22 protein-coding genes are annotated in these 20,503 nt (G+C 68.8%); 8 read left to right on the forward strand and 14 right to left on the reverse strand.

Annotated features, from left to right (window positions below):
• The first annotated feature begins 398 nt into the window (after window positions 1-398).
• Window positions 399-1,352: a cation diffusion facilitator family transporter gene (locus FFK22_RS05670; protein ID WP_138887561.1), complete on the forward strand. Its 954-nt coding sequence runs from the start codon at window positions 399-401 to the stop codon at window positions 1,350-1,352.
• Here FFK22_RS05670 and FFK22_RS05675 read toward each other — a convergent pair.
• The 4 genes from FFK22_RS05675 to FFK22_RS05690 are packed head-to-tail and all read right to left on the reverse strand — an operon-like array spanning window position 1,300 to window position 4,607.
• The gene (locus tag FFK22_RS05675) at window positions 1,300-1,881 is read right to left on the reverse strand and encodes a GNAT family N-acetyltransferase (protein ID WP_138887562.1); all 582 of its coding nucleotides are present in this window, start codon (window positions 1,879-1,881) and stop codon (window positions 1,300-1,302) included. The two genes, FFK22_RS05670 and FFK22_RS05675, sit on opposite strands and share 53 nt — an antisense overlap.
• On the reverse strand, window positions 1,878-3,467 hold the full coding sequence (locus FFK22_RS05680; RefSeq protein ID WP_138887563.1) for an ABC transporter substrate-binding protein: 1,590 nt from the start codon (window positions 3,465-3,467) through the stop codon (window positions 1,878-1,880). The genes FFK22_RS05675 and FFK22_RS05680 overlap by 4 nt, the downstream gene beginning before the upstream one ends.
• 31 nt (window positions 3,468-3,498) lie before the next feature.
• Window positions 3,499-3,996 carry a GAF domain-containing protein gene (locus tag FFK22_RS05685; RefSeq protein ID WP_138887564.1) on the reverse strand — a complete coding sequence of 166 codons (498 nt, stop codon included), beginning with the start codon at window positions 3,994-3,996 and terminating at the stop codon, window positions 3,499-3,501.
• Complete coding sequence (locus FFK22_RS05690) at window positions 3,993-4,607, reverse strand: helix-turn-helix domain-containing protein (RefSeq protein WP_138887565.1); 615 nt, start codon at window positions 4,605-4,607, stop codon at window positions 3,993-3,995. The genes FFK22_RS05685 and FFK22_RS05690 overlap by 4 nt, the downstream gene beginning before the upstream one ends.
• 198 nt (window positions 4,608-4,805) lie before the next feature.
• On the opposite strand from FFK22_RS05690, the gene FFK22_RS05695 reads away from it, so the two are divergent.
• The 6 genes from FFK22_RS05695 to FFK22_RS05720 all read left to right on the forward strand — a co-directional run bounded on the left by FFK22_RS05695 (window position 4,806) and on the right by FFK22_RS05720 (window position 12,015).
• Window positions 4,806-6,398 carry an ABC transporter substrate-binding protein gene (locus FFK22_RS05695; protein ID WP_221938414.1) on the forward strand — a complete coding sequence of 531 codons (1,593 nt, stop codon included), beginning with the start codon at window positions 4,806-4,808 and terminating at the stop codon, window positions 6,396-6,398.
• A gap of 22 nt (window positions 6,399-6,420) precedes the next feature.
• Window positions 6,421-8,010: an ABC transporter substrate-binding protein gene (locus FFK22_RS05700; protein ID WP_221938415.1), complete on the forward strand. Its 1,590-nt coding sequence runs from the start codon at window positions 6,421-6,423 to the stop codon at window positions 8,008-8,010.
• Window positions 8,011-8,014: 4 nt separating this feature from the next.
• Complete coding sequence (locus FFK22_RS05705) at window positions 8,015-9,091, forward strand: ABC transporter permease (protein WP_221938416.1); 1,077 nt, start codon at window positions 8,015-8,017, stop codon at window positions 9,089-9,091.
• 373 nt (window positions 9,092-9,464) lie between these two features.
• The gene (gene nikC / locus FFK22_RS05710; RefSeq protein ID WP_138887569.1) at window positions 9,465-10,400 is read left to right on the forward strand and encodes a nickel transporter permease; all 936 of its coding nucleotides are present in this window, start codon (window positions 9,465-9,467) and stop codon (window positions 10,398-10,400) included.
• Window positions 10,397-11,236 carry an ABC transporter ATP-binding protein gene (locus tag FFK22_RS05715; RefSeq protein WP_186002323.1) on the forward strand — a complete coding sequence of 280 codons (840 nt, stop codon included), beginning with the start codon at window positions 10,397-10,399 and terminating at the stop codon, window positions 11,234-11,236. Before nikC ends, FFK22_RS05715 begins: the two co-directional genes overlap by 4 nt.
• Window positions 11,237-11,238: 2 nt before the next feature.
• Window positions 11,239-12,015: an ABC transporter ATP-binding protein gene (locus tag FFK22_RS05720; protein ID WP_138887570.1), complete on the forward strand. Its 777-nt coding sequence runs from the start codon at window positions 11,239-11,241 to the stop codon at window positions 12,013-12,015.
• Between the two features lie 40 nt (window positions 12,016-12,055).
• On the opposite strand, the gene FFK22_RS05725 is transcribed toward FFK22_RS05720, so the two are convergent.
• From FFK22_RS05725 to FFK22_RS05755, 8 genes are all read right to left on the reverse strand, one after another.
• Window positions 12,056-13,195 (reverse strand): branched-chain amino acid ABC transporter substrate-binding protein, encoded by a 1,140-nt coding sequence (locus FFK22_RS05725; RefSeq protein ID WP_221938417.1) that lies wholly within the window; start codon window positions 13,193-13,195, stop codon window positions 12,056-12,058.
• A 131-nt stretch (window positions 13,196-13,326) separates the two neighbouring features.
• Window positions 13,327-13,533, reverse strand: a complete 207-nt coding sequence (locus FFK22_RS05730; protein ID WP_138887571.1) for a hypothetical protein — start codon at window positions 13,531-13,533, stop codon at window positions 13,327-13,329.
• Between the two features lie 223 nt (window positions 13,534-13,756).
• Window positions 13,757-14,509: a helix-turn-helix transcriptional regulator gene (locus tag FFK22_RS05735; RefSeq protein ID WP_186002324.1), complete on the reverse strand. Its 753-nt coding sequence runs from the start codon at window positions 14,507-14,509 to the stop codon at window positions 13,757-13,759.
• Window positions 14,502-15,242 carry a helix-turn-helix transcriptional regulator gene (locus FFK22_RS05740; protein ID WP_138887590.1) on the reverse strand — a complete coding sequence of 247 codons (741 nt, stop codon included), beginning with the start codon at window positions 15,240-15,242 and terminating at the stop codon, window positions 14,502-14,504. Before FFK22_RS05740 ends, FFK22_RS05735 begins: the two co-directional genes overlap by 8 nt.
• Window positions 15,243-15,355: 113 nt before the next feature.
• Window positions 15,356-15,484 (reverse strand): hypothetical protein, encoded by a 129-nt coding sequence (locus FFK22_RS44340; RefSeq protein ID WP_306770075.1) that lies wholly within the window; start codon window positions 15,482-15,484, stop codon window positions 15,356-15,358.
• A gap of 189 nt (window positions 15,485-15,673) precedes the next feature.
• Window positions 15,674-16,438 carry a LuxR C-terminal-related transcriptional regulator gene (locus FFK22_RS05745; protein WP_138887573.1) on the reverse strand — a complete coding sequence of 255 codons (765 nt, stop codon included), beginning with the start codon at window positions 16,436-16,438 and terminating at the stop codon, window positions 15,674-15,676.
• Between the two features lie 80 nt (window positions 16,439-16,518).
• Entirely contained in the window at window positions 16,519-17,763 is a 1,245-nt protein-coding gene (locus tag FFK22_RS05750; RefSeq protein ID WP_138887574.1) for an MFS transporter, read from the reverse strand.
• 285 nt (window positions 17,764-18,048) lie between these two features.
• Window positions 18,049-18,750, reverse strand: coding sequence for an orotate phosphoribosyltransferase (locus FFK22_RS05755; RefSeq protein ID WP_138887575.1), 702 nt, complete (start codon window positions 18,748-18,750; stop codon window positions 18,049-18,051).
• A gap of 115 nt (window positions 18,751-18,865) precedes the next feature.
• On the opposite strand from FFK22_RS05755, the gene pyrC reads away from it, so the two are divergent.
• Entirely contained in the window at window positions 18,866-19,909 is a 1,044-nt protein-coding gene (gene pyrC, locus FFK22_RS05760) for a dihydroorotase (RefSeq protein ID WP_138887576.1), read from the forward strand.
• 9 nt (window positions 19,910-19,918) lie between these two features.
• On the opposite strand, the gene FFK22_RS42725 is transcribed toward pyrC, so the two are convergent.
• Window positions 19,919-20,083: a hypothetical protein gene (locus FFK22_RS42725; protein ID WP_186002325.1), complete on the reverse strand. Its 165-nt coding sequence runs from the start codon at window positions 20,081-20,083 to the stop codon at window positions 19,919-19,921.
• Window positions 20,084-20,155: 72 nt separating this feature from the next.
• Entirely contained in the window at window positions 20,156-20,428 is a 273-nt protein-coding gene (locus FFK22_RS05765; protein ID WP_138887577.1) for a DUF4242 domain-containing protein, read from the reverse strand.
• Between the last annotated feature and the right edge of the window lie 75 nt (window positions 20,429-20,503).

Consider the following 20,503-nt stretch of genomic DNA (forward strand, 5'->3'; position numbering starts at 1 on the left):
CGACGCTCCGGTCGCGTCGGGGCAGTGGTCGCCGGACATGCATAAGGGACAGCGCCACCCTCCGCCGCGAATCCCTGGGATTGCGACGCCGGTAATGGCGCTGTTTCAAATGTGGCCGGACCGTAGCCAAGGTTTGTTGCAGGCAGATGTCGCTTCGCTGGGTTTTCTTGAGAATGTTGTGGACGATTTCTGTTGCAGATCGAGATGAAAGGTTTTGCAGATGCTTGCGAATCTGATTTGCGCCGCAGCATGCGGGTGAAGCTGGCTTACCGGTTCTGAGAGGGCGGCCTCGCGGCACGGGAACCGCGGCGTTCGGCCGGCCGTTCTCGTGACCATGCTTCCACCGGTCATCCCCCGATGCCTCAGGCCGTCGCGCCATGGCGCGTGAGCTCCGGCGCATGCCGTCGCGACGCCAGCTGGCGCCGATTCCGTCAGGCGGGTCGCGGCGGCCGATCTATGCCGCGCTCGCCGGCAACCTGGCCGTGGCGATCACCAAGGCCGCGGCAGCATCCTGGACCGGCAGCGCCGCCATGCTCAGCGAGGCGATCCATTCCGCCGTCGACACCGGGAACCAGGGGCTGCTGCTGCTGGGGCTGAACCGCGCCGCGCGGCCGGCCGATGAGCGCCACCCGTTCGGCCATGGCATGGAATATTATTTCTGGGCCTTCGTGGTCGCGCTGATGATCTTCACCCTGGGCGGCGCCGTGTCGATCTACGAAGGCGTGGCCAGGGTCGTGTCGCCAGAGCCGGTCGCCGGCATCTGGGTGAATTTCGTGGTGCTGGGGGCCGCCATCCTGTTCGAGGGCGGCTCGCTGCTGGTGGCCTGGCGCGAGTTCCGCCGCGCCCACCGCGACGACGCGGCGCTGTGGACCGCGATCCGGGGTAGCAAGGACCCCGGCATCTTTGCCGTGCTGCTGGAAGATGCCGCCGCCGTGACCGGCCTCCTCATCGCGCTGCTCGGATTGGCGTTGACCCTGTGGTTCGACGCACCGGTCTTCGACGGCCTGGCTTCGATCGGCGTCGGCTGCCTGCTGGTCGGCGCGGCGGTGATGCTGGGCAACGAGACCCGCAGCCTGCTGGTCGGCGAAAGCGCCTCGGCCCCGGTCGTCGCCGGCGTGCGCGAGATCATGGCCCGCGACCCGCGGGTGGCGCGCGTGGTGGAGCTGCTGACCATGCATCTCGGCCCGGCGGAGGTTCTGCTGGCGATGACGGTCGATTTTCACGACGACCTGCCGCGGGCCGAGCTGCAGGCGGCGGTCGATGACCTGACGGCGCAGCTGATGCGCGATCAGCCCGAGATCACCCGGGTCTTCCTGCGGCCGAGCCCGCCTCTCCGGCCCCCGGCGGGCTGAGACGCAACGGGCGATGCCATCGCTTCGCCCGCTCCAGCAGGATGACCGGGTGGTCCTTGTAGGTCAGGCGGCGGACCTCCTGGTAGGTGCAGGCCTCGGCCAGGCGCAGCGATGGAGCATTGTCCGGGTCGATGATGCAGACGCTGCGGGCCCAGCCGCGGGCGTCGGCCCAAGCCAGGGCGGCGCGGACCGCCTCGCCGGCCAGGCCTCGGCCATGGGCCCAGGGCGCCAGGACCCATCCGGCCTCCGGAGCACAGTCGAAATCCAGGCCGCGGTGGAAATCGGCGAAGCCGACATCGCCGACGAAGCGGCCGGTGGCGCGGTCGCGCACCGCCCAATAGCCGAAGCCGAGCAGCCCCCACAGCCCGCCATAGCGCAGCAGCCGCGCCCAGCTCTCCTCGGGCGTCGAGGGGCGGCCGCCGATGAAGCGGGTCACGTCCGGATCCGCCCACATCGCGGCGAGGTCGTCGAAATCCTCCGCCCGGTGGGGGCGGAGGATCAGGCGCTCGGTCTCGATGGTGCTGCTCACTTCTTCGTCACCAGCCGGTAGTAGATCTGATCGGTGGTGGCGCCGTTGACATAGCCCTGCACCGACTTCGCCATCGCCACCTGGGCGACCGCCTGGAACATGATCACGATCGGCGATGACTCCTGAACCTTGCGCTGCAGGTCGACATACATCGCGTCGCGCTTGGCGGCGTCGCGCTCCTTGAGGGCGGCGTCGGTCTCGGCGCTCAGCTCCGGCACCAGCCAGCTGTTGCGCCAGGTGGTGGTGCTCTGCGGTGCGCTGTCGCTGTTGTCGACATTGTAGGCGAAGGCGCCGGCGTTGGAATGCGGGTCCATGAAGTCCGGGCCCCAGTACAGCAGCACCGCCTCATGGTTGCGGGCGCGGTACTTGGTGATCACCTGGCTGCCGGTGCCGGGCACCAGCTCCAGGGTGATGCCGGCCTTGGCGAAGGTCGATTGCAGCGACTGCGCGATCTCGGTGAAGGGCGGGCTGGAGATCACATCCATCTTGATCGTCAGCCCGTCCTTGACGCCGGCCTCGGCCAGCAGCGTCTTGGCCTTGGCGACGTCCAGCGTGTAGGGCGTGTCGTTCAACGCGCCGGGGAAGCCCTCGGGCCAGAAGGCCTGGTGCACCTTCATCTGGCCGCGCAGGAAGCTCTTGGTCATGCCGTCATAGTCGACCAGGTAGCGCACCGCCTCCCACACCTTGGGGTTCTGCAGCGCCGCCACCTTCTGGTTCAGGCTGAAGAAATGCACTGCGGCCTGCGGATAGGTGCCGATGGCGATGCCGTCCTTGCCCTCCAGCGCCGCCACCTGGTCCGGCGTCAGGTCGCGCGCCATGTCGGCGTCGCCGGCCTCCAGCAGCAGGCGCTGGGTCGCCGGCTCGGCGACATGGCGGTAGATCACCGATTTCATCGCCGGCGCGCCGCGGAAATAGGACGGGTTGGCGCGCAGCGCGATCGACTCGTTCGGCTTGTAGGCGCGCAGCGCGAACGGCCCGGTGCCGGCCGAGTTCTGGCCCAGCCAGGCATTGCCCAGATCGCCGTCCTTGGCGTGCTCCGTCACCGTCTTCTCGTCGACCACCGAGGCGGGGCGGGAGGCCAGGATGTTGAGCACGAAGCTGGGGGCGAAGCCGCCGCTGGTGGTGATCGTCACCTCGGCATCGCCGGTCTTGCGCACCATCTGCCCGACATTGTCGGGGGTCCAGCCCAGCTGGGTCAGGACGAAGGCCGGCGCCTTGTTCAGCTTGACGGTGCGGGCGAGCGAGAACACCACATCCTCCGGCCGCACCGGATTGCCGCTCTGGAAGGACACGCCCGGCCGCAGCTTGAAGACCAGGGTGTTGCCGTCGTCTGACACCGCCCAGCTTTCGGCCAGGGCGCCGACCAGCTTCTGCATGTCCTCGGCCTCGTATTGCACCAGCCGGTCATAGGTGTTGGTGACGATCTCGCCGGAGGTGAACTCATAGGCCTGGGCGGGGTCCAGGCTGACGATGTCGTCGATGTTCTTGGCCACCACCAGCGCATCGGCCGGCGTCGCTGCGACCGCGGGAAGCGGAAGCGGCGCTAGCAGGGCCGCGGCGAGAAGGAAGGACGGTAGGCTGCGCATGCTCTGTCTCCCTGTTCGTTGTTCGATTCCGTCAGCCGGCCAGCAGGGCCGGCACCAGCAGCGGGGTCAGCCAGCGGCCGCGTTCGGCGGCGGCCTCGTCGTAGCGGCCCTCGGCGTCCAGCACATTGACCGTGCCCAGCACCCCGCCGTCATAGACCACCGGGAAGTTCAGCACCGCGCCGCAGCCCAGCGAGCCGATCAGCTCATGGTCCGGGAACACCTCGGCGATCTCGGCCAAAGTGCGGCCCAGGAACACCTCGCGCCGGCCGATCACCTGGGCCGACCAGCGGTCTTCGTGCATCGGCTTGCGGCCGGTGACCGGATAGGACGCGGCGTCGTTGGTGTAGACCCGCTCCGCCTCCGCCGTGTCGGCGCGCAGCGCCATGATGGTGAACAGCTTGTGGCCCAGCAGCGCCCGGTACGCGGCGTCGGCGGCGCGGTACAGCGCCTGCGGCTGGCCCGGCTCGGCCTGGGCCGCGGCCAGCGCCGCCATGGCAGCGGCCACCTTCGGATCGGTCAGTGTCGTCATGAATCGTCTCGCAATCGGTCGAAGATCGGGGCCGTCCCGGTCCACAGCACCCGGGTCCAGCCGTCATGGGCGTTGCTCCAGCGATGCGCCCGGCCGGCCGGGTAGTGCAGGCTGTCGCCGGCATCGAGGCGGATGCTCTCCTCGCCGATGCCGACCAGCAGCGACCCCTCCAGCACGAAGGCGATCTCTTCGCCCTCATGCTGCACCGCCTCCGAGGCATAGCCGGGCGGCACATGCACCAGCACGGCGTTCAGCGCCTGGCCGGGGAAGGCGGTGCTCAGGCGTTCGTAACGGATCCGGTCGGGCGGCGCGTCGCCGATGGCGAAGACCGGCCGCTCGCCGCGGCGGGTCAGGCCGCTGGCCGGGCGCGGCGCGGCCAGGAAGGCGTCGAGCGGGACGCCGAGGGCGCCGGCGATGCCGGACAGGGCGCTCAGCGAGGGCGTCGCCAGGTCGCGCTCCAGCTGCGACAGGAAGCCGACCGACAGGCCGCTGCGTTCGCCGAGATCCTTGAGGGTGAGGTCGAGCGCGCGGCGGCGGGCGCGGATCGCCCGGCCGAGATGCGGTACGGCCGCCCGTGCATCGGCTGTCTGCGCTGCCGCGTCCCCCGCCATGAGCCCCCCGTTGTTGTCCGCGAGCCTAGTCGGATTTTTGCTGCCATCAAAATTTTTTTGATGGCAGGATGATGACACAGGGAACGTTACCCGGATGCCTCCGGGGCTGCGGCTTGACTCCGGTTCGACGCGGCCCGGAAGATGGGCCGCCCGGTACCGTTCCGTGGTCTTGGACATAACAAACAGGGAGGGGAAAACGTGATCAAGCGTTTCACCCGCAACATACTCGCAGCGACCATCCTGGCCTGCGCCAGCCTGCCGGCGATGGCCGAGACGCCGAAGGATACCTTGGTCGAGGCCTGGCAGATCGACGACATCATCTCGCTCGACCCGGCCGAGATCTTCGAGTTCTCGGCGGCCGAATACCAGGCCCAGGTCTATGAGCGGCTGATCGGCTACGACGTCAAGGACGTCAGCAAGATCCTGCCCGGCGTGGCCGAGAGCTGGACCGTCTCCGATGACGGCCTGACCTACACCTTCAAGATCCGCGACGGGGTGAAGTTCCACTCCGGCAACGCGCTGACCGCCCAGGATGCGGCCTGGTCGCTGCAGCGCGCGGTGAAGCTGAACCTGTCCCCGGCCTTCATCCTCGGCCAGTTCGGCCTGACCGCGGAGAATGTCGACCAGGTGGTGACGGCGCCGGACGACCGCACCCTGGTGTTCAAGACCGACAAGGCCTACGCCCCGACCTTCGTGCTGAACTGCCTGACCTCGGGCGTCGCCTCGGTGGTCGACAGCAAGGAGGTGAAGGCGCATGAGGCGAATGGCGATTTCGGCCATGAATGGCTGAAGACCCATTCCGCCGGCTCCGGTCCGTTCAAGCTGTCGGGCTGGAAGCCGAACGAGTCCCTCGTCTTCGACCGCAACGACGACTACTGGCAGGGCAAGCCGGCCTTCCGCCGCGTCTTCATCCGCCACGTGTCGGAGGCGGCGACCCAGCTGCTGCTGCTGCAGAAGGGTGATATCGACGTCGCCCGCAACCTCAGCGCCGAGCAGCTCAAGTCGCTCGACGGCAACCCCGACATCAAGCTCGAGAACGCGCCGAAGGGCTCGGTCTGGTACATCAGCTTCAACACGCTGCACCCGCCCTTCGACAAGCCGGAGGTGCGGCAGGCGCTGAAATACCTGATCGACTATGACGGCATGGCCAACAGCTTCATGCGCGGCATCGCCGTCAAGCATGAGGGCTTCATCCCGCAGGGCATGCTGGGCGAGATCGCCGACGAGCCGTTCAAGCTCGACGTCGCCAAGGCCAAGGAGCTTTTGGCCAAGGCCGGGCTGCCGGACGGCTTCAAGACCACCTTCGACGTCTGGAACGCCTCGCCCTCGATGGACATGGCGCAGTCGATCCAGTCGACCTTCGCCCAAGCCGGCGTGCAGGTCGAGATCATCCCCGGCGACAACAAGCAGACCCTGACCAAGTACCGGGCCCGCAACCACGACATCTATATCGGCCGCTGGGGCACCGACTATCAGGACCCGAACTCGAACGCCGAGACCTTCGCCATCAATGTCGACAATGGCGCCGACGCCAAGTCGAAGACGTTGGCCTGGCGCAACGGCTGGCAGGATGCGGATCTGACCAAGCTGGCGCAGAGCGCGGTGACCGAGCGCGACGGCGCCAAGCGGGCGAAGATCTACGAGGACCTGCAGCGCAAGCACATGGAGGTCTCGCCCTTCGCGGTGATGTTCCAGCAGACCGAGGTGCCGGCGATGCGCAACAACGTCTCGGGCATCACCTGGGGCCCGGCCTTCGACAGCAACTTCTACTGGACCGGCAAGAAGTCCTGAACCGCAGCGAGGATCCGGAATCGTGCTGAAGCTGCTCGCCTGCGGCATCCTCGCGGCGACGATCGCCTGCTCTGGCCTCGCGGCCAGGGCAGGCACGCCGCCCGACACGCTGGTCGAGGCCTGGGTGATCGACGACCTGGTCTCGCTCGACCCGGCCGAGATCTTCGAGGCGTCGTCGACCGAATACCTGGCCCAGGTCTATGACCGGCTGATCGGCTACGACCAGAAGGACGCCAGCAAGATCGTGCCGCTCCTGGCCGAAAGCTGGGCGGTGTCGGACGACGCCCGGACCTACACCTTCAAGATCCGCGACGGGGTGACGTTCCACTCCGGCAATCCGCTGACCGCCCGGGACGCGGCCTGGTCGCTGCAGCGCGCGATCAAGCTGAACCTGGCGCCGGCCTACATCGTCAGCCAGTTCGGGCTGACGGCGGAGAATGTCGACCAGATGATCACCGCGCCGGACGACCGGACGCTGGTGTTCAAGACCGACAAAGCCTATGCGCCGACCTTCGTGCTGAACTGCCTGACCGCCACCGTCACCGCCGTGGTCGACAGCAAGCTGGTGCAGGAGCATGAGGTGAACGGCGATTTCGGCCATGAATGGCTGAAGACGCATTCCGCCGGCTCCGGCCCGTTCAAGCTGCAGTCCTGGAAGCCCAACGAGCTGCTGGCGCTCGACCGCAACGACGGCTACTGGCAGGGCCAGCCCGGATTTCGCCGGGTCTTCATCCGCCATGTCCCGGAGTCCTCGAGCCGGCTGCTGCTGCTGCAGAAGGGCGATGTCGATGTCGCCCGCAACCTGACCCCGGACCAGCTGAAATCGCTGCAGGGCAATGCCGACATCACGCTCGAGCCGGTGCAGAAGATGTCGATCTTCTATGTCAGCTTCAACGTCCTGCACCCGCCCTTCGACAAGCCGGAGGTGCGGCAGGCGCTGAAGTACCTGGTCGACTATGACGGCATCGTCGCGACCATCATGCATGGCCTCGCCACCGTGCATCAGAGCCTGGTGCCGGCCGGCATGCTGGGGGCGATCGACGACGCGCCCTTCAAGCTCGACGTCGACAAGGCGAAGGCGCTGCTGGCCCAGGCCGGCCTGCCGGACGGGTTCAAGGCGACGATGGATGTGATCAACCAGTCGCCCTATATCGACATCGCCCAGGCGCTGCAGGCCAGCTTCGCCCGGGCCGGGGTGGCGGTGGAGCTGATCCCGGGCGACGCCCGGCAGGTCCTGTCCAAGCAGCGCGCCCGCAAGCACGAGATCTATATCGGCCGCTGGGGCCCTGACTATGAGGACCCGGATTCCAATGCCGGGACCTTCGCGGTCAACAACGACAACAGCGACGCCACCGCCTCGAAGACCCAGGCCTGGGCCAATGGCTGGCAGGATGCGGGCATGACCGCCGAAGCCCAGAACGCCGTGCTCGAGACCGACGGCGCCAAGCGGTCGCAGATCTATGCCGAGCTGCAGCGCCGCCACCAGCAGATCTCGCCCTTCGCCTTCATGTTCCAGCTGTCCGAGGTGATCGCCAGCCGCAAGCCGGTCACCGGCCTCACCTGGTCGGCGACCTATGACAGGAACCAGTATTGGACCGGCAGGAAGTCGTGACCCCGTGACCGCCACCAACCTCCAGCCGGGTCCGACCTCGGTCCGGCCCGGCGCCCGCCGCCGTCGCCGGCGCGGGCTCGCCCTCCGCATCGCCGGCGTGGTCGCCTCTCTGGCGACCACCTTCTTCGGGCTGCTCCTCGTCACCTTCTTCATCGGCCGGGTGGTGCCGATCGACCCGGTGCTCGCCGTGGTCGGCGACCGGGCGCCGCGCGATGTCTATGAGAAGGCGCGGCTGGAGCTCGGCCTCGACAAGCCGCTCTGGGACCAGTTCGCCCGCTATGCCGGCGACGTGCTGTCGGGTGACCTCGGCACCTCGGTGCTGACCTCGCGCCCGGTGCTGGAGGATATCGGCCGGGTGTTCCCGGCGACGCTGGAGCTGGCCACTCTGGGCGTCCTGTTCGGCATCGTCATCGGCGTGCCGGCGGGGGTGATGGCTGCAGTGAATCGTGACCGATGGCCCGACCATCTGGTCCGCGTGGTCGGGCTGATCGGCTATTCGGTGCCGATCTTCTGGCTCGGCCTGGTCGGCCTGCTGCTGTTCTACGCCAAGCTCAGCTGGGTGGCTGGCCCCGGGCGGCTCGATGTGTTCTATGACGGCCTCGTCGACCCGGTGACGGGCGTGATCACGCTCGACGCCGCGCTGGCCGGCGAATGGGAGGTGTTCTGGAACGCCATCGACCACCTGCTGCTGCCGGCGGCGCTGCTGGGCTATTACAGCCTCGCCTATATCAGCCGGATGACGCGGTCCTTCATGCTCGACCAGCTGCGCCAGGAATACGTCACCACGGCGCGGGTCAAGGGCGTGTCGGAGCGGGCGGTGATCTGGCGCCACGCCTTCCGCAACATCCGGGTGCCGCTGTTGACCGTGGTGGCGCTGTCCTATGCCGGGCTGCTGGAGGGGGCGGTGCTGACCGAGACGGTGTTCGCCTGGCCGGGCCTCGGCCAGTACATCACCAACTCCCTGCTCAACGCCGACATGAACGCGGTGCTCGGCGGCACCATCGTCGTCGGCGCCGTCTATATCGGGCTGAACATGCTGTCCGACCTGCTGTACCGCGTGCTGGACCCGAGGGCGCGATGACCGATACGCAGGTTATCGAAGCCCGCGTTATATTCCCTCTCCTCGGGGAGAGGAAAGGGAGACACCAACGGCGGGATTGCGAACAGATTGCCTCTCCCGCTTTCGGGAGAGGTCGGACATCCGAAGGATGTCCGGGTGAGGGGATAGCGGCTTTGCCGAAAGCACAGCTTTGCCGAGAGCGAGCATTTGATCTGCCCGGTCCTGAAGCGTCGAGCCTGGTGTCGCGGCTGGTCCGCCCTCACCCGGTCTCGCTGCGCGAGCCCGACCTCTCCCGCAAGCGGGAGAGGCAATCGGATGACGCCGGGCAGATGTGTAGATGCCCTCCCTCTCCCCAAGGAGAGGGGATGATCGCGCTGTCGTCGGAATTCCAACCATGACGAACTCCACCGACACCCTGTCGAAGCCCGACACCTGGCGCGGCTGGCTGCTCTCCGACACGCCGCATTCGCGCGGCCAGGCGCGGCTCGGGCGGCTGTATCTGCTGTGGCTCGGCCTCGCCCGCAACCCACTGGCGATGGTTGGCCTCGTCATCGTCCTCCTGCTGCTGGTCGCCGCCGCGCTCGCGCCGCTGCTGGCCCACCAGTCGCCGATCGAGCAGGACCTGGCCGACCGGCTGCAGCCTTTCAGCGCCGCGCATTGGCTCGGCACCGACGAGCTCGGCCGGGACATCTGGTCCCGCATCATCTATGGCACCCGGCTGACCCTGCTGATCGTCGTGCTGGTGGCGATCACCGCGGCTCCGGTCGGGCTGCTGATCGGCACGGTCTCGGGCTATCTCGGCGGCTGGGTCGACGCGGTGCTGATGCGCATCACCGACATCTTCCTGGCCTTCCCGAAGCTGATCCTGGCGCTGGCCTTCGTCGCCGCGCTCGGGCCTGGCATCGAGAACGCGATCATCGCTATCGCCATCACCTCCTGGCCGCCTTATGCCCGCATCGCCCGGGCCGAGACACTGACGATCCGCAACGCCGACTTCATCAGCGCGGTCAGGCTGCAGGGCGCCTCCAGCGCCCGCATCGTCGCCCGGCACATCGTGCCGCTGTGCCTGTCCTCGGTGATCGTCCGGGTCACGCTCGACATGGCCGGCATCATCCTGACCGCGGCCGGCCTCGGCTTCCTCGGCCTCGGCGCCCAGCCGCCGCTGCCGGAATGGGGGGCGATGATCTCCAAGGGCCGCAGCTTCATCCTCGACCAGTGGTGGGTCGCGACCATGCCCGGCATCGCCATCTTCGTGGTCAGCCTGGGCTTCAACCTGCTCGGCGACGGGCTGCGCGACATCCTCGACCCGAAGCAAGGCGGTCAGTCGTGACCGCCCCGCTGCTGGAGGTCGAAAACCTCTCGGTCACCTTCGACACCGCCAAGGGCCCGGTGCGCGCGGTGCGCGGCATGGGCTTCACCCTGGGGCGCGAGAAGCTGGGCATCGTCGGCGAAAGCGGTTCCGGTAAGTCGATGACCGGCCGCGCGATCCTGCGGCTGGTGACGTCGCCCGGCCGGGCCCAGGCCGACCGGCTGCTGTTCGACGGCATCGACCTGCAGCGCCAGAGCGAGCGGCAGATGCGCGCCATCCGCGGCCGCCGCATCTCGATGGTGATGCAGGACCCGAAATTCTCGCTCAACCCCGTGGTCACGGTGGGCGAGCAGGTGGCCGAGGCCTACCGCATCCACAAGCGCGCCTCCGCCCGCGAGGCGAAGCGCCGGGTGCTGGAGATGTTCGAGGCGGTGCGCATCCGCGACCCGGAGCGGGTGTGGGGCCTGTATCCGCACGAGGTCTCGGGCGGCATGGGCCAGCGCATCATGATCGCGATGATGCTGATCCCCGACCCGGACCTGCTGATCGCCGACGAGCCGACCTCGGCGCTCGACGTCACCGTGCAGATGCAGGTGCTGGCGATCATCGACGACCTGGTGACCCAGCGCGGCATGGGGCTGATCTTCATCAGCCACGACCTGAACCTGGTCGCCAGCTTCTGCGACCGCATCCTGATCATGTACGCCGGCCGGGTGGTCGAGAGCTGCCGGGCGGCGGAGCTGCACCAGGCCAAGCATCCCTACACCCGCGGCCTGCTTGAATCGCTGCCGCAGATCGGCGACACGAGGCCGTTCCTGCCGGTGCTGCAGCGCGACCCGGCCTGGCTGGAGGCGTGACGATGGATGCGATGATCACGATCAACGGCCTCGACGTCGTGTTCGGCGACACCCATGCGGTGCGCGACGCCTCGCTGACGGTGGCGCGGGGCGAAAGCTACGGCCTGGTCGGCGAAAGCGGCTCCGGCAAGTCCACCATCCTGCGCGCTTTGTCCGGCCTGAACTGGGACTGGACCGGCCGGATCGCCGTCGATGGGCGGGAGCAGGGGCGGCGCCGCGACAAGGGTTTCTTCAAGCTGTGCCAGATGGTGTTCCAGGACCCCTATGGCTCGCTGCATCCGCGCCAGACCGTGGACGCGACGCTGATGGAGCCGCTGGCGATCCACGGCTTCGACAACCGCGACGCCAGGGTCGAGCGGGTGCTGAAGGAGGTGGGCCTCGGCCCCAGCTTCCGCTTCCGCTACCCGCACCAGCTGTCGGGCGGGCAGCGCCAGCGCGTCGCCATCGCCCGGGCGCTGGTGCTGGAGCCGCGGGTGCTGCTGCTGGACGAGCCGACCTCGGCGCTCGATGTCTCGGTGCAGGCGGAGATCCTGAACCTGCTGAAGCGGCTGCGGGCCGAGCGCGGGCTGACCTATCTCCTGGTCACCCACAACCTCGCCGTGGTGTCGGTGATGTGCGACCGGCTGGCGGTGATGAACCGCGGCCGCATCGTCGAAACCCTGACCGCGGCGCAGCTGCATGACGGCACGGTGACCCAGCCCTATACCCGCCAGCTGCTCGAGGCCAGCCGTGGCTACGACCGCGCCGCCGCCGACCGGATCGAGGATTTCGCGGCATGACGGCCGGAGGCGCGGAGACGCCGTGCCTCCGGATCCTGCCTCACTGGCCCAGCTTGGCGACTTGCGCGTCCGTCAGCTGCACCATCTTGCCGTCCTCCCACCTGTAGAGGACGTAGTTGCTGCCGGCAGGATCGCCCTTGGCGTCGAAGGTGAGGGGGCCGATCACCGTGTCATAGGCGCTGCCGTCATGCAGCGCCGCGGCAACCTTGGCGCCGTCGACCGATCCCGCCTTCTTCGCCGCCTCGGCCCAGACCTGGACGGCGGCGTAGGTGTAGAGGGTGTAGCCTTCCGGCTCGTAGCCCGCCGCGCGGAACTGGGCGACGGCGTCCCTGGCCTTCGGCTGGTCGCGCATCTCCGGCCCGAAGGTGACGAGCGCGCCCTCGCCGGACGGCCCGGTGATGCCCCAGAACTCCTGGGACACCGTGCCGTCGGGGGACAGGAACTGCGCCTTCAGCCCCTGGTCGCGCATCTGGCGCAGGATCAGCCCGCCTTCGTTGTAGAGGCCGCCGAAGAACACGGCGTCGACATTCGCGGCCTTCATCTTCGAGACGATGGCCGAGAAATCGCGCTCGCCGACGGTGATGCCTTCATACATCACCTCCTTGAGGCCGAGGCTGTTCATCCGCGCCTTGGTCGCGTCCGCCACGCCTTTGCCGTAGGTGGTCTGGTCGTGCAGGATCGCGACCTTGCGGCCCTTATGGGCGGTCGCTAGGAACGTGCCGGCGACATCGCCCTGCTGGTCGTCGCGGCCGCAGGTGCGGAACACGGTCTTGATGCCCTGCTCGGTCAGTTGCGGGTTGGTCGAGCCCGGGGTGATCTGCAGCACCCCCTCCTCGGCATAGACTGTCGAGGCCGGGATCGAGACCGAAGAGTTGTAGTGGCCGATCACCGCCGCCACGCCTTCGCCCACCAGCTCATTCGCCGCCGCGACGCCCTGGCGGGGATCGGAGGCGTCGTCGCCATAGACCAGCGTCACCTGCTGGCCATTGACGCCGCCGGCAGCGTTCAGGGCCTTGACCGCAGCCTCGGCGCCGCGGCGGTACTGCTCGCCGGTCGCCGCGTTCGGGCCGGTCAGCGGCGCGGCGAGACCCAGCCTGACCTCGGCCATCGCCGGAGCCTGGACGGCGAGCACGCCGAGCGCCGCGGTCGCCAGCAGGGTGATCGCAAAACGTGCTTTCAAAGCATCTCTCCTTGAGTCGGTAGAGGCCGACAGTCTTATCCGGACCGAACGGGGTTCGATCTCGGATTGCGGTTACAGCCGTAAGCCATGTGTCGCCGGCGGCGCTGATTCGCGCAGCACCCGGCCGGCCGCTAATCCGGCCCGGTCGGCATCGGCCGGGGATCCGGCGCCGGGCAGATCTCGACCGGGCCGCACCACCCGTCCTCGATCCAGGCGACCATTTCCTCAGCCGGAGGAGTGCCGGACCAGGCATCGGGCGCCAGGTCCAGGCGCAGGCAAGGCCGGTCCCCGGTCGACCGGTTGTCGTTGGCGGCGTCGCCGCCGGAAAGGACAGGCATCGAGTGCTCCTGACTCGCGGCCGGGCACGGCCGCTTCACCGGTTGCCGCATGCAGCCGGCGTGGTGTCGGAAGGTCCCCGTTTCAGATCCCGCGCCGCGCCGCGGCTCCGGCCGCGCATCGCCGCTGCCGGCTTGCTGCCAGGACGCGGATTCGACTGCGGATATTCTTCCGGGATGGGAAAGGTCTCTCAACCCCCGAGGATTGGGGGATTGCCGGGCGGCGCTATGAGTCGAGCAGGCCGAGGCTGAGGGCGTTGGCCACGGCCTCGCTGCGGCTGGTCGCCTGCAGCTTGCGCATCGCCGAGGCGACGTATTCGTCGACGGTGTAGGCCGACAGGGCCAGGTGCCGGGCCGCCTGCTTGCTGGAGGCGCCGCGGGCGACCCAGGCCAGGCAGTCGCGCTCGCGCGGCGTCAGCGGCGACGGCGTGGCGCCCCGCGCGCGGGCCGCGGCGAGCCGGTCCTGGATCTTCAGCGCCCGGCCGAGATGCGGGCCGAGATGCCGCAGCAGCTGGACCTCCCCGTCGCCCCAGTCGGGGCGGCGCCGCGACCGCCAGAGGGAGAGATGAATGCCGAGGCCGCGGCGGTCGGCATCGATCCAGTACAGGCCGCTGTGCCGTCCCTGCGGCCGGGCATAGTCGTTGTAGAATTCGGTGCGGATGAAAGCCGGATCGGGGATCAGCATCCGGTCGACGAACACCGCCGGCAGCTGCGGCAGCATCGGCAGGATCGGCCAGGTCTGGTGGTAATGCGTGTTGTAGAGCGGGACGTAGCCGGGATCGGACTGGATCCGGATCGCCTTGTCCGCCGGCATCGGCGCGCCGGTCGGATGCAACGTCACGGCGGAGTCGCTGCCGAGCAGCCGGGCCAGGCCATCCAGCACCGATGCCCAGTCGTCCTCGCCCAGCGCGGCGTCATAGGACTGGCTGATCAGGCCGGTCAGCGCGCGCCCGCCGATCGCGACATGAGGCTCAGGCATCGAGCAGGCCGAGGCTGAGGGCGGTGGCCACCGCTTCGCTGCGGCTGGTCGCCCGCAGCTTGCGCATCGCCGAGGCGACATATTCGTTGACGGTGTAGACCGACAGGGCCAGGCGCTGGGCGGCCTGCTTGCTGGAGGCGCCGCGGGCGACCCAGGCGAGGCAGTCGCGCTCGCGCGGCGCCAGCAGCGGCGGCGCGTCGCCGACGCGCGGGCCTGTCGGGACGAGCCGGCCCTGGATCTTCAGCGCCCGGCCGATATGCGGGCCGAGATGCTGCAGCAGCCGGACCTCCTCGTCGCTCCAGTCGGGGCGGCGCGGCGACCGCCAGAGCGAGAGATGCGACGCCAGGCCGTGCCGGTCGAAATCGACCCAGTACAGGCCGCTGTGGCCGCCCTGCGGCCGGATGTAGTCGTTGTAGAATTCGGTGCGGAGGAAGTCGTTCTGCGGCACCAGCATGCGGTCGACGAAGACCGGCTGGGCCTGCAGCCGCTGCATCATCGGCAGGATCGGCCAGGTCTGGTGGTAATGGGCGTTGTAGAGCGGGATATAGGCGGGATCGCAGCCGACGCGGATGGCGGCATCGGTCGGCATCGGGGCGCCGGTCGGATGCAGCGCCACGGCTTCGCCGCCGAGCAGCACCAGCACCCGGCGCAGCACGACCGCCCAGTCCTCGTCGCCGAGGGCGGCGTCGTAGGTCTGGCCGACCAGCTGGGCGATAGCGCGGTCATCCGGCATGGCGAAGCGAGGCAAGGACGCAGCAAACCGCCGGCGCGATGCCGGCGGTCGATCGAGACTATAGCAGGTTTGTGGTCCTTTGGCGGCTCTCGCCGAAGCCGCATGCAGCGCGATCAGTGGAGGGTCTGGAGCAGCAGCGCCGCCGACAGGGCCGTGCCGCCCGTGACCGCGGCGAAGCCCGGCCCGGCGCGCCACAGCAGCACCGCAATCAGCCCGAAGGCCGCCACCAGAACCGGATTCATCCGCACCTCCCCATCCAATGGCGAACCCGCATCGCGCCCGGCGGCCGCTCCACACTGAAAACAGAATTTGCGTCGAATTGTTTCCTTATCGGCGCAAAATAACCGGAATTGCGGCAGGCGCACCGCGCGACGTTCCACCGTCAAGGTCTCCGATTGCGCGGTTTGCCTCAATCCCCGAGGATTAGGGGATCACCCCTCGAGCAGGTCCAGCACCATGGCCTTGGCCACGGCCTCGCTCCGGCTGGTCGCCGCCAGCTTCCGCATCGCCGATTCGACGTGGTCGTTGACCGTGTGGATCGACAGATCGAGCTGGCGCGCGATTTCCTTGCTGGACGCGCCGCGGGCGATCCGGGCCAGGCAGTCCCGCTCGCGCCAGGTCAGCTCGGCGGCGCTGCGGACCAGTTCGTCCGCCAGCCGCCGCGCCGCGCTGGCGCCGAGACGGCGCTCGATCTCCAGCGCCTGTTCGAGATGCGGGGAAAGCTGGTGCAGCAGGCGCAGCTGCGCCGGCTCCCACTCCGGCTGCCGGCGGGAGCGCCAGACCGAGATCAGGGCCGGGGTGGCCCCGCCGCCCTGCCGGTTGCGGTCCAGCCAGGACAGGCTGGCATGCTGGTCCTGCGGCGTCAGGAAGTCGGTGTAGAACTCGGTCCGGACATAGTCCTGGTCGGCCAGCAGCATGCGGTCGATGAAGACCGACCCGCCGGGCAGCCGCGGCAGCCAGGACCGGATCGGCAGCACGCTGTGATAATGGGCGCCGTACAGCCCGACATAGGCGAGATCGATGCCGCTGACCAGCGTCTGCACCGCCTGCCCGGGCGCTTGCGGCCGCTGCAGCACGGCGGCATGGGCGCCGAGCATCCGGGTCAGGTTGCCCAGCACCACGGTCCAGTCTGCGTCGCCGGCCGCGGCGTCGTAGATCTGGCCGATCAGGTCCAGGAACTGGTGCTCGTCCGGCATGGCGGCATCGCGATGGGCGGCTTCGGCCGGGGGCCGGGCGGCGTGTTATATCACGCCCGCCGGCCCCCGTCCCGGTGCGGCTATTCCCCGGCGGCGGGGGTGGCGGCGAGCTCGGATTGCAGCCGCGCCGCGCCGAAGGCGACGCCGCGCTTCTCCGGCCCGAAGGCGATCAGCAGGGCGATCACCACCGCCACCACGCCGGTCACCCAGGCCATGGCCAGGGCATAGTCGTTGCCGTTGGTGACCGCGATATGGGTCTGCAGGGTCAGGTTGATCGCGGCCAGCAGGTTGCCGGTCTGGTAGACGAAGCCGGGGAAGGTGCCGCGCGCCTCCTCCGGCGATAGCTCGTTGAGATGGGCCGGGACCACGCCCCAGGCGCCCTGCACCGCGACCTGCATCAGGAAGGCGCCGGCGGCCAGCAGCACCGGGCCGGAGGAGAAGGCCCAGAGCGGCAGCGCCGGCAGGGCCAGCAGCGCCGCGACCACGATCACCCGGCGCCGGCCGAAGCGCTCCGACAGCACGCCGCAGGCGATGCCGCCGAGGATGGCGCCGATGTTGTAGACGATGGCGATCAGGCTGACCTCGTGCGGGCCCATGCCGTGCTGGACCTTGAGGAAGGTCGGGTAGATGTCCTGGGTGCCGTGGCTGAAGAAGTTGAAGGCGGTCATCAGCAGGATGGCGTAGATGCCGAGCCGCCAGTGCCGCCGCACCGTGTCGCGGAGCGAGATGCCGTCGCGGGCAACCTTGGTCTCGGTCCAGGACGGCGATTCCGGCACGCTGCGGCGGATGTACAGCACCAGCAGCGCCGGCAGCACGCCGATCATGAACATGCCGCGCCAGCCGATCGAATCGTAGAACAGGCCGTAGACGATCGAGGCCAGCAGGTAGCCGGTCGGATAGCCCGCCTGCAGCAGGCCGGAGACGAAGCCGCGCGAGCGGACCGGCACCGTCTCCATGGTCAGCGAGGCGCCGACGCCCCATTCGCCGCCCATGGCGATGCCGTACAGCATGCGCAGGATCAAGAGCACGGTGAAGGTCGGGGCGAAGCCCGAGGCGAATTCCAGCAGCGAATAGGCCAGCACGTCGACCATCAGCGTCGGCCGGCGGCCGAAGCGGTCGGCGGCACGGCCGAACAGGAAGGCACCGAGCGGCCGCATCGCCAGGGTCAGGGTGACCAGCCAGGAGGTGGTCTCGGCGCCGGTGCCGAACTCCTGGGATATGTCGGTCAGGATGAAGACGAGGAGGAAGAAGTCGAAGGCGTCGAGGGTCCAGCCGAGAAAGCTGGCGACGACGACGCTCCGCTGCTGGGCAGTCCATCCCTGCATGTCGGGCCTCTGAGCCGTGGCTGCGGCGGTCAGCGCCCCTTCCATCCGCCCCGTCGCCGGGCGTCAGCTTCCCCCCGCTTCGGCGCCCGCGTCTCGCGCCGATCGGGCATGGCTCATGTGTGGGAACGGGGCGTCCGGACAAGGCCATCGGCCGGAGCCGCCCCCTCACCCGAAATCGCTGCGCGATTTCGACCTCTCCCCGAGGAGAGGTGAAAATCCCCTCTCCTCGGGGAGAGGGAGGGGCCCGGCGCGCAGCGACGGGAGGGTGAGGGGGAGAGCGGTTTCTCAGTCAGTGGGCATCTTGTCGATGCCGCCATGCGCGGCGGACCAGGAGACCGGGTCGTGCAGGAATTTCTCGACCTCGGCCAGCGTCTTCGGGTCGAAATGGTTGCCGGCCTTGCACACCTCCAGCACGTCCCACCAGGTGGCCAGCCCGTGCAGCTCGACCCCGATCGACTCGAAGAACTTCGGCGTGTCCTTGAAGATGCCGTAGTTGAAGACGACGAAGACGTGCTCCACCACCGCGCCGGCGTCGCGCAGCGCTTGGCAGAACTTGGCCTTGCTGCGGCCGTCGGTGTTCAGGTCCTCGACCAGCAGCACCCGCTGGCCCTCGGTCAGCACGCCTTCGATCTGGGCGTTGCGGCCGAAGCCCTTCGGCTTCTTGCGGACATACTGCATCGGCAGGGCCAGCCGGTCGGCGATCCAGGCGGCATAGGAGATGCCGGCGGTCTCGCCGCCCGCCACCGCGTCGATCTTCTCGAAGCCGATCTCGCTGAGGATCACCGAGGTGGCGAAATCCATCAGCACGCCGCGGATGCGGGGGAAGGAGATCAGCCGCCGCGTGTCGGTGTAGACCGGGCTGGCCCAGCCCGAGGTGAACTTGTAGGGCGTCTCGGCGTTGAAGCTGACGGCGCCGGCCTCGAGATAGGCCTGGGCGGTCAGGCGGGCGATGGTCTTGCGGTCGGGGAAGCTGGTCGAGAGGATCATGGCAGGCTCCGGCGGATTTGGGCTGTCTTAGGACCGGGGCTGTCATCCGGCAAGCGCGCTTGCGGTATTTCTACCGCGTGGCCATGATCCGGCCGCCGCAGCAGGACGCCCCGCCATGACCGACCGCCTCACGATCCGCCGCCCCGACGACTGGCATCTGCATCTGCGCGACGGCGCCATGCTGCGCGCGGTGCTGCCGCACACGACGGCGCATTTCGCCCGCGCCATCATCATGCCGAACCTGACGCCGCCGGTGGTGACCACCGTCGATGCCCGGGCCTATCGCGACCGCATCCAGGCGGCGCTGCCCGACGGCGCGCGCTTCACCCCGTTGATGACCGCCTATCTGACCGAGAGCACCGACCCCGACGATCTCGCCCGCGGCCAGGAAGAGGGCGTGCTGACCGCGGTCAAGCTGTATCCCGCCGGGGCCACCACCAACTCGCATGGCGGAGTGCGCGACCTGGCCAAGGTCCGTCCGGTGCTGGAGCGGATGCAGGCGATCGGCCTGCCGCTCCTGGTGCATGGCGAGGTGGTGGATCCCGAGATCGACATCTTCGACCGCGAGGCGGTGTTCATCGAGCGCCACCTGCAGCCGATCCGCGCCGACTTCCCGGAGCTGCGGATCGTCATGGAGCATGTCACCACCCAGGATGGGGTCGATTTCGTGCTCGACCAGGGCGATGGCCGGGTCGGCGCCACGATCACGCCGCAGCATCTGGTGCTGAACCGCAACGACCTCTTGGTCGGCGGGGTGCGGCCGCACTACTACTGCCTGCCGGTGGTCAAGCGCGAGCGCCACCGCCTGGCGCTGCGGGCGGCGGCGACCTCGGGCGACCCGCGCTTCTTCCTCGGCACCGATTCCGCGCCGCATCCGGTGCATGCGAAGGAGACGGCCTGCGGCTGCGCCGGCGTGTTCAACGCCCGGGTCGCGGTCGCCTGCTACGCCCAGGTGTTCGAGGAGGAGGACGCGCTGGACCGGTTCGAGGCCTTCGCGTCGCTGAACGGTCCCGCCTTCTACGGCCTGCCGGTGAATGAGGACACCGTCACCCTGGTCCGCGGCGCCGAGGATCTGCCGGAACGGCTGCCGGTGCCGGGCGGCGACGATGTCCATGTCTTCCGCGGCAAGGCGGTGCCGGGCTGGCGGGTCGAGGGCTGAGCCAAGTCGTTACCTCGGCCAGATCTCCAGACCGACATCCTCCCGCAGGCTGTCGGGAAGCGTTTCGAAACGGTACGGCTTGCGGCGCGGCGTGGTTCGCCGGCTCGGTCGCAATGTCAGGAGGGCGCGCAGGCACGTCAGGCTGGTTATGCGCGCGGCAGCCAGAATGAACATGATCGCCTCGCTAAAGAGGCCGGGCTGCAGCCGTTGCTGCAGCCCGGCCGAGACGCGGGGGCAGTCCGATCGCTAGAGGTGGAAATACGGGTCGAGCACGCGCACCTCGGTGATGCGCTCCACCGGCAGCCCGTTGCGGTTCGCCGCCTGGCGGATCGCTTCCGGCGAGGGCGCGTCGTAGATGCAATAGGTCCGCTTCTTGTCCGGGGTCACATAGGACTGAACCCAGGTGACCCCATCCCGGGCATTGTTGGCGATGACGGCGGCTGCCGTCTGCCGTCCCTGCTGGTCGGGGACCAGGCCGAGACCGTCGGAGAACTGGCGTTCGATCAGATAGCGTGGCATGGCGTTGTCTCTCCCTTGTGCGGTTCGGGACCGCTTCACCTCGCCACGTTATGTCCGGTGTGAATCCCGCGCATC

Origin of the sequence: Mycobacterium sp. KBS0706 (genome assembly GCF_005938675.2) — a bacterium.
Taxonomy (GTDB): Bacteria; Pseudomonadota; Alphaproteobacteria; order DSM-16000; family Inquilinaceae; genus Inquilinus.